This is a genomic window from Bacteroides graminisolvens DSM 19988 = JCM 15093 (genome assembly GCF_000428125.1).
In the GTDB taxonomy this organism is placed as follows: Bacteria; Bacteroidota; Bacteroidia; order Bacteroidales; family Bacteroidaceae; genus Bacteroides; species Bacteroides graminisolvens.
Genome location: NZ_ATZI01000004.1, coordinates 133,249 through 146,040, shown reverse-complemented (window position 1 = coordinate 146,040; position 12,792 = coordinate 133,249). Strand labels below are relative to the sequence as shown.

Here is a 12,792-nt window from a genome sequence, read left to right as displayed (position 1 = left end):
CTTTTTAACAAACAAAGCACCTCACATTTACCTCTCAAAATAAAATTATATTCTGATATACAAGCACTTACAAGACTAAATCAGTCAATCTCCATAAAGCAGTCGTTGAGGTTTTGAGTAGGTTTCAAATCGAGTTTTTTTCTTAACCGATAGCGGTTATTCTCTACTGCCCGTACTGATATGTTCATTAAAGAAGCAATGTCCTTTGATTCCAAACCAAGTTTCAAGCAAGCGCATAACCTCAGGTCATTGTTGGTCAGTTGCGGATACAGCATTTTGAGCTTCTTGAAAAAATTCTTATGTTTCTCTTCAAAGCGGATAAGGAACATATTCCAGTCGTCTTCCGTATCCATGTTATTGGCTAAAAGTGCATTTATTTTCTGAATAAAAGGCAGCAATGATTTCTGAGCACTCTTTGCATAGAAATCGTCGGCTATATTCTTCAAACTCAGAATCAGTTCGTTCTTTTTGATGATAAAAGAAGTCTGTGTAAACAGCTCGGCATCTTTCTCCTCTATTTTATTGAGTAAGTTTTCGTTCATCCTCCTCAAGTAACGAGCCTCACGTGCACGAACTTTCTGCAAGTGCAGATTGCGATACCGCCTTAAGATAAGCATCCACACCAAGTAAAGCACAGAGCCGGTAATAAGTACATAAAGCAGATAAGCCCAATACGTTTGATACCAGGGAGACAAGATTTCAAACCGATACACAGTCTCTTCGGACTCATTGCCCAATCCGTCAATCGTTCTTAGTTTAAACGTGTAACTGCCTTTGGGCAAACGAGCGTAAAAAACACTCCCCGAAGTAGACGGTTCGCTCCATTCATTACCCATCCCCTCAAGAATGTACTGCACAGAAAGGTTGGAAGTAAACGAATGACTTTCCGTGAAATTAAACGTCACATTGTTATAATTATAAGGAATTTCAGCATCCTCACCGGGAGCCAGATAACGTTCCTTTCCGCCGGATATGCTGATCTTGACTGATTCGATAAGAGGAGCATTTAATTTCACTCCGGCACTTTTTTCATGCAAATTATGAAGAATAAATCCCGCATCAAGACACACCAGTGATACAGAATCGTTCAGCACAGAAATGTTCTCATCCGCATTCACTAGCGACAAGTTATCGTTATCTACATTATACGCCTCCAAAATCCGGGCAATGTAACCATCGTACATCAATCGATAAATGGAAGAACTCGTGATAGCCCAGCTCTGATCGTCGTTGATGTGAACCAGTCGCTTCAAGTCACTGACCTGCGCAAAGCATTTATTCAATTTATTCTCGGGTACAATCTGATCTCTGTTCTCATCATATACCCAGAAAGTATTATCACCTAGAAATACAATTCTGCCGCCGACCTTGAACAGTGATAATTTCTCAGGAAGAGACTTATCTTTCTCCGTTCCATAATAAAAAAGATAGTGATAAGACTTGTAGTCATCCGTTAGCCGACACTTATAGATACCCTGTCCCACCGTTTCCATCCAGATATTATTTAAGTGATCGACCTCCGCATTAATAACCGATTTAGAGATTCCACTTACCTCCCACACCTTGCGCGTGTCCATATCGACAATGGCCGGTTTGTTATACGTAACCACAAACAGCAGATTACGATCCTTCACCGGCAACTTTGTAATACGGAACACCCCCGTATGCAAGGGGTAAGGAGCCGATGCATTCATATCCTTCCCAATTTCGAGAATACTCATGTTATGCCCGCAAAACAGTCGGCCATCCACCGCAGAGAAGCTCCACACCTGTCCTTGCGTGCCTTTCATAAATTTCAGCGAAGAAAAATAGTCGGAACTGAAAAGAGATTTTTGAGGGATGTAATACACCCCCTGATTGGTTCCTATGAGCAGATAATTATTCCAATAAGTAGCACAATACACAGCCCCGATATCTTGCGAGAAAGAGTTATAATAACTAAGCCCTTTGGTGTAGCGAATGTACGCCAGTCCCCGGTCCATACCTACCCACACATTATCCAGGTTATCTTTGCACAAAGCCAGAATCGTATTGTTTTGCAACGAATTCTTTGACGAGTAGTGAGCTAAAACATTTCCGTCGGCATCAGTCTCATACACTCCGTCGAGCAAAGTTCCCCAGTAGTAAGTCCCCCGCTTAGGCACACCGACCGCACTATTGAGTTCCTTGTCACGAAGCACTTCACTGAATGCCTTGTTCCAAAGCGTAAAACGCCCTCCGGCATACCGATAAATCTCTCCCGAAGAAGTGCCAACCAAACACTGACCATTACCGTGTGCTAAAATAACCCGGGCCAGCTTCCCTTTGAAAATGTCACTGCCTTCTATTCGTTGCAACTTATCGTTCGTGAGCCGATACAGCGAACCGTAAATCTCCTGTACCCAATACTCATCACCCACCTGATGAAGAAACAGCAAACCGTTTTTCAATCCTAGTTGGCGAACAGACGTTCCATTAAAGATATAGATGTGTCCGAACGATTGGTAATAAACCTTCTTGTTTTTGTTATCGACGCACACCCGCCAGATTGTTTCGTTATGCAACATCCCTTTGGGCAGGAGCTTTTTGAAGCTAATGTATTTCAGATTGCCGGAAACATCACGATTCCAACGGCCAATGTCTTCAAAACCGCCGGTATAAATAACCTCGTGTGACTCAATACCGATTCCTTTAATATAAGAACCGTTTATACTCGGATGCAATTTCCAGACCATGCCGTCGAATTCCAGCAAGCCTTTATCGTTACCAAAATACATTATCCCCCTCTCATCCTGGCATGCACTCCAGTTCTTATTGGCGGCCTTGTATTTATCCCTATAGATATTAATAATAAACGGTTTTTCGGCTGCATGAATCTCTATAAAACAAAGTATAAAAAGAAAATAAAAGATTTTTTTCAAGTTCATAATATACAATATTAAGGTTCTGCAAAGATAGTTGAATAAACGAAGTTGAGACTTTGATCATTTACTTTTTTGTTAGTAGAAACCCAAGCCGGAAATAAAAGTTCAATTATTGCACCTTATCAATATATAAAATACAGATCAAACAAAGCATTCTAAAAAGAGTACCATTTACCTTGACTCTATTTCACAACTCTTCTCCCAGAGAAAAAAAAGTGTGGTTTACCCTCACTTACCCTCACTAACTTGGTCAAAACTCCCTATTTATAAGCCTTACAGAAGAGTGATAGTAAAATATGTCTACCACTAAATTGGCAGTTTTACCCTCACTATCTATCACTTTTAACTAAGTATACAGATTCATTAACTCCAATTTAACTAAAAATGCGACGATGTTTCATCGCTTTCGAGTGTTTTTTGATTAAAAATGGCCAAAAGTCACTTCATAAGTCATCAAAAACAGGCTATTGTGCATTGATAAACCCCTTTTTCGGCTTTGCTCTTCGGTCAAATTCACACTGAATTGACTTCTTTCAACGCAGGTTGTATGTTTGTTTTATTTGGAAACTTTGACTTATACTGAAAATGGTTGTTACTATTAGAAGCTTGTTACTAAAAGTAGAACTAATTTTACAAATTCACTCCTTGATGCCATGAATCAGACAAATCTTGTCAAGAGCAGATTTATATATTATTAACCAATAAACCGGGGAGCAACAAGGATCGGCAAGACTTTGGTAAAACATAACCAACTTTTTGAAAAACATAACCGACTTTTTCAAAAAGATAACGAGCAATTTTAAATCGTAAACCGTCTTTTGGTTCGGGAGAAACCGTCTCTTCGCCATCAGACGGTTTCTTATTGACCTTTTGCTACCGTGCAAACCGGCGCGAGACACCGTGTTAATACAATCACAAACCGTCAAGACATAAAAAAAGGCAAGAGTATGAACTCCTGCCTTTGCGCCTATAATAATTTGAATATACTATAAGATTATAGGTACAAAGATAATACATTATACTGTCAAATCCAAATCATTGTGGTTATTTTATTAGGTGTTATTACAAGGTGTTTTTGAAACCATTCTCGGTGAAAAATATAAGTTCCTAGCAAGTTAATGACAACACATGTATCTCTCTCGTAGCGTTGGGCACATTAACGGCAATGTTGCTTTTGATAGAAGGTGACTACGGGTATTGAGAAATGACTACCGAAGCGATAATATTTAATTGTAAAATCATACATATTACGCATAATAAATTAAAATTAGTTATCTTTGCGATAACACAATATAAATTCCTTCAAGATAGATGACTGCATCGATTATGAAGTTATTATGTTGAAATGAAACCAGTACAAGTCAAGAATCAGAACAAGTTGGCATTATGATAAAAAATATTATTCAAAGCAACGAAACCGTAACTCCAAACGCACAAACACTGAAAGTGTTGCATACGCATTTCCCCCAATGCTTCGACAAGGAAGGCAAATTCGACATTGATAAGTTCAAAGATCTGATTAAAAACGATATAGATATAACCCACGAAGGATACGATCTTAACTTTCTGGGGAAAAACTATGCTAAATTATTGGCTTCTATTGATACGACTACGGTAGTTCAGCCTGATTTGGAGCACAATGTTAAACCCGAAAATGCAAATAGTCAAAACCTTTATATCAGTGGCGACAACCTCGATGGGCTAAAACATTTGCTAAAATCATACACAGGTGCAGTGAAGTGTATCTATATAGATCCGCCATACAACACAGGTTCGGATGGATTTGTGTACAATGATAATTTTAACTTTACGTCTCAGGAACTGATAGACAAACTAAGCATTAGTGAAGAGCAGGCACAGAAAATCTTCGATCTCACCACCAAAGGGCGTGCTTCGCATTCGGCATGGCTTACCTTCATGTATCCACGTTTGTTGCTTGCCCGCGATTTGCTTACCCCCGATGGCGTCATATTTATTTCAATAGATGATAACGAACAAGCTAATCTGAAGTTGATTTGTGATAGTGTTTTTGGTGAAGAATCTTTTGTGGCAAACATACCGTGGAGAAAAAGAACAGCAAAAAGTGATGTGCCTTTTGGAGTATCACAAGATTATGAATCTATTATTTGTTATGCTAAACAAGATTTTACTGCCGCTTTGGAAGGAGGTACGCGAAAATATTTTGAGACAGACGATCTTCCTGATAGACCATGGCGGATACATGATTTAACAAAACAAACCAATGCTAATGAAAGACCTAATAGTAATTTTACAATCGTCAATCCTAAAAATGGAGATAAATTTCCAGCAAATCCCAATGCTGTATGGCGTGTTACTTCAGAAACAATTAAAGATTTTGAAAAAGAAAACAGAATAGTTTTCCCTGGAGATTATGATTTCTTGAAGATTTCAAAGCCTGTACTAAGATATTTCAAAGAAGATGATGAGAAGAAAGCAGGTGGAATGTTTGGATTCACCCCAGTAAGTACAAACCTACCCAAAGAAGTAGGTATGAGTCAGGATGGTACAAAAGATATAGGTGAACTATTTAACAGCAAAGTTTTTAATTTTCCAAAGCCTGTAAGTCTATTAAAATATCTAATCAAGGCAGCAACTAATTTCGATAAAAGTGCAATAATTGTCGATTTTTTCTCAGGCAGTGCATCTAGTGCTCAAGCTGTATTAGAAGTAAATGCCGAAGATAAAGAAGGTGGAAACAGAACCTTTATTGCTATTCAACTCCCCGAAGTATTAGATTCTAAAAATGCAAGTCAAAAAACGGCTTATGAATTTCTCCAATCTATAAATCGGCCTACTACTCTAGATTTTATTGGCATAGAGCGTATTAAACGCGCAGCTGCCAAAATAAAGTCCGAAACCAAAGCTGATATTGACTACGGTTTCAAACATTACACCTTGGTAGAGCCGTCCGAAGATACAATTGATAAATTAGAAGAATTTAAAGAGACTGAAATGTTTACCAATAACGATACCTTATCGCTGTTTGGCAAAGAAACCGTACTCGAAACATGGTTGGTGAAAGACGGGTATGGCTTTGGGGCAAAAGTAGAAGATGTGAAATTAGCCGATTACACAGCTTACTTGTGCGGTAAACACCTATATTTTATTGAAGCAGGAATCAATGAAAATGACATGGTGGCACTACTCGATCGGTACCAGCAAGAACCGTCATTCAGTCCCGAAAACATTGTGGTCTTTGGTTATAGCTTCAATTTTTCACAAACGGAAATGCTTCGCAAAAATCTGTTTGTACTGCGCGATTCTCATAAAAACCTAAAAGCTAACTTTGACATCAGATACTAAGCATTATGGAGCTAATTTTACAGACAGGGCTTACCCACCAGCAAAAAGCAGTTGACTCCATTGCTGATGTATTCAAAAATACAACTATCAGCCAACCGAATCAATATTACGGTAATCCAGAAATTTTTACCGATGGTATTCTATTTGAGAATATAAAGCAAGTTCAAAAAACAAATGGGCTTCACAGTTCATTGCGCATCCTTTCAAGAGAAGTCAAGCCGCTCCATTTGGATATTAAAATGGAGACCGGTACCGGAAAAACATACGTTTATACACATGCCATTTACGAATTACACCAGCAGTACGGCATTAACAAGTTCATTGTAGTAGTGCCTTCACTTCCAATCAAAGCGGGTGCAGAACAATTTCTTGGTGATGGATACGTTCAAAAGCACTTTGAAAACACCTGTGGGTATGGGGCGCAAATAGAGTTATACACTTTAAAAGCGCAAGCAAAGAAAAAAGGAAAAACTTTTTTCCCAAGTGCTGTCCGTGCGTTTGTTGAAGGATCCTGTCAAACAAAAAACAGAATCTATGTATTGCTCACCAATATGCAATTATTGACAAACGGCAATATGCTTTCCCGCTCCGATTATGATTTTGGGGTCCATGGATACTACCGTCCTTTTGATGCGCTTGCCGCTACACAACCATTCGTAATTATGGATGAGCCACATCGTTTTCAACGTGACCAGAAAGCGTATGAACGAATTGTTGAAGAATTAAAGCCACAATGTATTGTACGCTTTGGAGCTACATTTCCCGACATCGCAGTTGGGAAAGGGAAGAATAAAACAACAAAGAAAGATTATCTCAATCTTTTGTATGACCTTAATGCTTGCGAATCATTTAATCAAAATCTTATTAAAGGTGTAGCCAAAGAGCATTTTGAACCTTTATCTTCCAAAGATGAGAAAATAAAAATAACATCAATCGAAAGTAAAACCTCAGCAATTTTTAATCATATATCAGTCAACGGACGTAAGTCATATACCTTACAAACCGGCGATTCGTTATCGGTCATTAGCGAAGAACTCAAAGGTCTTTCAATAACGGGAATAGGCAAAAATTTCGTTGAATTTTCCAATGGGCAGATTAAATTTACAGGAGAAGAATTTACTGTAGATATTTTTTCTGATTCTTATCAGGAACAAATGATTCGTTTGGCTATTCAACGTCATTTCGAAACTGAGCGTGCTAACTTTGATCGCCCGTGTAAGATTAAAACATTAGCTCTATTTTTCATTGACAACATTGATTCTTATCGCGGTGATAGTAATGGCAACAAGTGGTTACACTCTATTTTTGAGCAACTATTAAAAGAACGAATAGACTATGAACTAAAGCAAACATGTTCAACTGAATATAGAGCATACCTCGAAGCAAGCAAAGCCGATATTTCGGCTTGCCATGCCGGATATTTTGCCAAAGATAACACGGATTCCGACGATAATATTGCTGCCGAAATAGATGAAATACTTCATAACAAGAAGAAATTACTCTCTATTGTCAATGAAGACAAATCGTTGAACACTCGCCGTTTTTTGTTTTCAAAATGGACACTTAAAGAGGGTTGGGATAACCCAAATGTGTTTACCATTGTCAAACTACGTTCCAGCGGCAGCGATAACAGCAAAATTCAGGAAGTAGGACGTGGACTCCGCTTGCCGGTAGATGAATTCGGCAACCGTATATCTAATGAAGAATTCATGCTGAATTATATTGTTGACTTTACCGAAGCCGATTTTGCCAATCGTTTAGTTGCTGAAATAAATGCAGAGTTACCGGCCGAGCAGGCTACGCATATCTCAATTGAAGAGATGGAACGAGTTGCCCAACTTCGCAACATAGACACAAATCAATTCATGATTGAATTGATGACAAGAGGTTATATTGACTTTTCAAGGAAAATAAATGTAGATAAAATCAACGATTTTTATCAGGATTATTCAGAATTCAATATGCCTCGTCTTGCAAGTGCGAAAGTGATTGATAAGAACAAAAAAGCAAAAAACACGGTCAAAGTCCGGGAGGCACGTTTCAATGAACTAAAAGAGCTTTGGAGTGCTATTAATAAAAAGTATGTATTATTTTTCAACAGCGACGTAGAACAATCCATAGAAAAAGATATTCAAATTTTACTCCAAAATGGAGTATTTGGTTCGCAGGAAATAACAACCGACCGCCAAAAAATATATGCGGGGAAAAGCAACATTGAGGTAGTTGGCGAAGCAGGAGTGACTTATTTGATAAGTGGCAAAAGACTTCCTTATAACGTATTTTTAAAACGAATAAACAAAGCAACCTCTATTCCAATAAATACACTTCATAATGCTATCGTGCAATATGCTAAATCTGAAAACGGATTTAATCAGGCATATATCAATGAAAGTTCGGCAGCCAGATTCATTTCCAAATTTAATGACTGGAAATATGATAACTTGAAAGGGCGTTTCAATTACAAAAAGACTGAATATACCCCCGCTTCAACGAAACTAACCAATGCAGATGGAACTGTAAGGGCTGAAGTTGTTCAGGGCGAAATAGGTACAAACATTCTGAGAGGAGAACCCTCTGCTAAATATCTCTATGATGTAATAGCTTACGATTCTCCTTTGGAATGTAAGAACATTACAAAAGAAATCGAAGAGGTTATTGTATATGGTAAAATTCCACGCCGAAGTATCTCTATTCCTACTATTGGTAATGATTCTTATAGCCCCGATTTTATGTATGTAGTAAAAAAGGCTAACGGTGAAAAAGAACTTAATATCGTGATTGAGACCAAACAGGTTGAAGGCAAATCTTCGTTAAGGGGAGAAGAAGGCATGAAAATAAGTTGTGCGAAAGAATTTTTCAACCAGCTGACATTAGATGGTTACAAAGTATCCTTTAAAACACAACTTAATAATAACGGAATCAAATCCATTATAGAGGAAATACTAAAAGGAGAATAGTAAGCGGGTATTGATTTACCCGCAACACTTATTCTCTTCAAATATACTGCCGTACCGATGATACTCAAACGAGATGCTTTGTTCTTTCAAGTAATGAAGCAACTCAATACGTCCTTCGGCAAGGGGAGCGCTGTCAATAATACAAAGTCCCAGTTCCGCAGCTTTTTGATAAACCGCATCCGATAAGCTTTCTGAGCATGCGCGGACGCGTTCGTATGTTGACATCGTATTGATAAAATCGTCCTCACTTTCCAGTCTCAAGCTCATTCCGTGGAACAATGCCACTTTCGCTTTGATGACTTCCAGTTGATGGTGCTTGTCAGAGAGGCTGACGGTCAGCTTCGTTTTTGTTTGATTGGCTGCCAGCATAACCAATAATGCATCATTCAACGTATCACCATCGGCAATGCGTAGAGCCATCGAGTTCAAAGGTAAATAGCGGAAGGTATTTTCTTCTCCGTAAATGTGGCTCACATCTTCTTCTTTGGAGAACACGTTGTTCCATGCCTGCCTGTAATTGGCCTCAACATCTTTTATGTCATAAGCCGTGGCATTTTTAAAACGAAGGAAACTTGCTACATAATTGGGACCTCCCGCCTTGATGCCTCCACCAAAAGCCGAACGCTTCATTCCGCCAAAGGGCTGGCGACGTACGATAGCTCCCGTTATTCCTCGATTGATGTAAAGGTTACCTGCCTCAATTTTGTTTTTCCAGAGTTCTCGCTCATCTTTATTGAGGCTCTGCAAGCCGGCCGTCAAACCATACTCGGAAGAGTTGGCATACTCAATTCCCTGTTCAAGGCTGTCAATGCAAACCACGGAAAGTAACGGTGCAAACAGTTCGTTGCGGAAGGTATAACTGCCCGGCTTAACACCCCACTTCACGCAGGGTTTAAGTATATAGCGTTCTTTATCTATAAATTCAGGCGCCACAAGCCATGATTCACCGGGTTCAAGATGATCAATGGCGTATTGCAGCTTCTCATTTTTATGATCAATCATGGGCCCTACATAGTTCATCGGATCCCACACACCACCCGTGCGCAAACTCAAAACGGCATCACGCAATTTCGATTGGAAGATTTCGTCTTCGTAGGTACTGCGTTCAACAAGTAAGAGCGAACAGGCAGAGCATTTTTGTCCGGCATTACTAAAAGCCGATGAAACAACATTCAGAATAGCACGATCCTGATCACCGTTAACCGTAAGTATCATCGCATTTTTTCCTCCTGTTTCGGCAGAAAGTGGTGTACGCGGTGCATTCTCAAGCAAGCGGAAAGCGGTATCGGTACCTCCCGTCAGGATGATATGTTTGACAGATTGGTGAGCAGAAAGCCAGTTCAGCGACTGCCTCTCGGCGGGGCAAACCACTTGCAGCGCATCTTTAGGCACTCCGGCATCCCAGAAACATTGGGCAAATTCCCAAGCAACCGGTAGTGCAACAGTTGCAGGCTTTAACAGCACAGTATTTCCGCCTGCCAGTGCAGCAACCGTGCCACCTACGGGAATAGCCAACGGAAAATTCCAGGGGGGAATGACCAGAACAATTCCCTTCGGCTGATAAGAAACGGTTTTAAGTTCGTCGAACGCAGCCATGGAGGTAGGGTAAAACCTACAAAAGTCTATTGCTTCCGATACTTCTACATCGCCTTCGGTAAAGGTTTTACTCGTTACAGCTGCCATGCAGCCTATCAAATCGCCACGCTTGGCAGCGATATTTTCGGCCACTTGAAACAATATTTTCTTGCGCTGGTCAAGCGACGTTTTCCGCCAACCGGATGCATCGCTTTCAGCTGTAGCAAGTATTTCCTCTATTTGTTCTTGCGTAGAAAGATTGGCTTCGCAAACAACAACTTGGTTCTCGCGGCTACGGTCAGTATACGTCCTTTTGTTCATCGTAAGCACTTCCTTGTCACCTATCTGAACGGGAACCACAAAATTAGTAGCGTTTACTTCCGTTTTCCATTTGTTGAGAACGGCCAATGCCCATTCGCGGTTCCACGGAAGATCAAGATCCGTATCGGGTTCATTAGCAAAAGGCTCTTTCAACCGCTCCTCAAGAGGAAGAGCCGACGGCTGCGGGTTCATTCTGTTTTGCGTTCTATAAGGTTTTGTATTCACGGTATCTTTTAGGAGATAAGCTTCCTCAAACTGTTCTTTGAGAAAAAGCCATTTATCGCTATCCAGCTTCAGGTTAAAGGTATAGGTCAGGAAGTTTTCTTTACCTGTATTTTCATCGAGGCGACGCACCAAATAAGACACGGCATTTAAGAAATGCTCCGCTTTCACTACGGGAGTATAAAGAATAATGTTCTTTTGGAGTTGGCGCATCACCCGCGGCAGGTGGTTAGCCATTCCCTCGAGCATCTCGAAAGTGACTCCTTCGGTAACTGCATTCTGTTCACATAACAAGTGCGCATAAGCAATCGTGAAGAAATTATGAGACGCAACTCCTATATGCAACACCTTTGTGTTTTCCGGTTTTAAGGCTAAGTCGAGAATGTGCATATAGTTGGCATCTACCTCTATTTTAGTGTGCAAAATGGGATTTTCCCAGCCACGCATAGACGAAATAATAGATTCCATTTGCAGGTTACAACCTTTTACCAAACGCATTTTAATGGGAGCACCTCCTTCGGATGCACGCTTTTTCGAGAACGCTAGCAAACGATTGAAGTTACTCTCGGCATCGGGCAGATAGGCCTGCACAACAATGCCGGCCGAATAGTTTTTAAATTCCGGAAGCGAAAGAGTTTCAATAAACACATCATAGGTCAGTTCCATGTCTTTATACTCTTCCATATCCAGATTGACAAATTTATACGTTTGCTTGCCTTCGTGATTCGTATAAGTTTGTTGCATCGCCTTTCTATAAATGGCAGAAACCATTTCAATCAGCTCACGTTTATTTTGCTCATAGGATAGCGATTTGATTTGCGCATAAATGCCGCTCAATTTAATTGAAATGTAGTTAACATCGGGCATTTCCAACGCTTCAAGGTAGTGTTCGTAACGGTGACGGGCCTCTGAGTCGCCCAATACCACTTCGCCAAGTAGGTTTACATTTTGTCCGATGTTGTTCTGCCAGCGACCGGCAAGATGCTGGGTCAGTCGGGGACGTTCTTCGGAAATGATTATTTTATCGGTTTCACTGCGTAGTTTCGATTTAAAAATAGGCATGGCAATAGACGGGAAAAGATAACCTCCCGCCATATAAAGTCTGATTAGAAAACGGTCGCCGGGACTAAAGAAATCAGGAATACCGTATTCGCGAATGATTTGTCGCACACGCTTGTTCAGCTTGGAATTATTTCGAATTTGCGACGATTCGTCAAGCATCTTCGACAGAAAGGTTTTATACTCGGGTGTTTGTACTAATGAAGCAAATTTCTTTTGCTCTTTTACTTCTTCGGGGGTCAGTTCGGACTTTGCTTTATTCAGAAAGTCCTTCGCCCACTCTACAACGGATGACGAGGTTACTTGTGACATAGTTAATGCAATTAGAAAAGTTTCGTAATTATACAGCAAAATCTCGATTTAGTACACACAATCATCGTTTTTTTTCATCAACAAAAGTATTTTTAATCGTATATTTGCCCGTATAAACC

General features: G+C 40.0%; 4 protein-coding genes. 2 read left to right on the top strand and 2 right to left on the bottom strand.

All coding sequences use genetic code 11. The features are described from left to right. Positions 1 to 80 precede the first annotated feature (80 nt). Entirely contained in the window at positions 81 to 2,906 is a 2,826-nt protein-coding gene (locus C511_RS0105280) for a helix-turn-helix and ligand-binding sensor domain-containing protein (RefSeq protein WP_024996374.1), read from the bottom strand. A 1,383-nt stretch (positions 2,907 to 4,289) separates the two neighbouring features. Between C511_RS0105280 and C511_RS0105270 the strand changes: the two genes are divergently transcribed. Together C511_RS0105270 and C511_RS0105265 are read left to right on the top strand one after the other, a co-directional pair. After that, positions 4,290 to 6,227 (top strand): site-specific DNA-methyltransferase, encoded by a 1,938-nt coding sequence (locus C511_RS0105270; protein WP_024996375.1) that lies wholly within the window; start codon positions 4,290 to 4,292, stop codon positions 6,225 to 6,227. A gap of 5 nt (positions 6,228 to 6,232) precedes the next feature. Beyond that, positions 6,233 to 9,184, top strand: a complete 2,952-nt coding sequence (locus C511_RS0105265; protein WP_024996376.1) for a type III restriction-modification system endonuclease — start codon at positions 6,233 to 6,235, stop codon at positions 9,182 to 9,184. 15 nt (positions 9,185 to 9,199) lie between these two features. Here the strand turns inward: C511_RS0105265 and C511_RS0105260 are convergent, their stop codons facing one another. Beyond that, positions 9,200 to 12,673 (bottom strand): bifunctional proline dehydrogenase/L-glutamate gamma-semialdehyde dehydrogenase, encoded by a 3,474-nt coding sequence (locus C511_RS0105260; protein WP_027317897.1) that lies wholly within the window; start codon positions 12,671 to 12,673, stop codon positions 9,200 to 9,202. Positions 12,674 to 12,792: the final 119 nt, after the last annotated feature.